Origin of the sequence: Corynebacterium sp. HMSC076G08 (genome assembly GCF_001811515.1) — a bacterium.
Lineage (GTDB): Bacteria > Actinomycetota > Actinomycetes > Mycobacteriales > Mycobacteriaceae > Corynebacterium > Corynebacterium hiratae.
Window position 1 is genome coordinate 71,882 of the sequence record NZ_KV805014.1, and the last position, 460, is coordinate 72,341.

A 460-nucleotide genomic window follows, 5' to 3' on the forward strand; every position below is an offset into this window, starting at 1 on the left:
GGATGCGCGTACGCTGCGATCATGTCTTGGTAGACCAACCACGTTACTTCTAGGCACACGTAGTCGTCATCGGTGGCCCACAGCATTTCTAAGCGTTGCTTTTGCCGCTCGGTGAGATAGTTCGTCCTGGTCAACAGGGTGCGCCGGTGCTTGTACAGTGGGTCATCTTTGCGTCCGCGGCGCCCAGTGGTCTCACGTTGGAGTCTTTGTCGGCAACTGGTGAGCTTGTCGGCTGCCAGATGCACTACATGGAAAGGGTCCATGACTTTATCAGCTTGTGGTAGTTGCTGCTCGACTGCGGTGGCATATCCGGTGAACCCATCCATGGTCACCACCTGTATCTGTTCCCGGAAGCTGGGGTTGCGTTCCTTAAGCCACCCGCTGAGCACATCTGCCGACCTGCCCGGTCGCATGTCTAACAAGCGTGCAGGCCCACGCCCGTCCACCAGCGGGGTGAGGT

1 pseudogene is annotated in these 460 nt (G+C 58.3%); it reads right to left on the minus strand.

The window, feature by feature from the left end:
- Positions 1-460 (minus strand): annotated as a pseudogene (locus HMPREF2806_RS02675) (transposase); the annotation flags it as partial.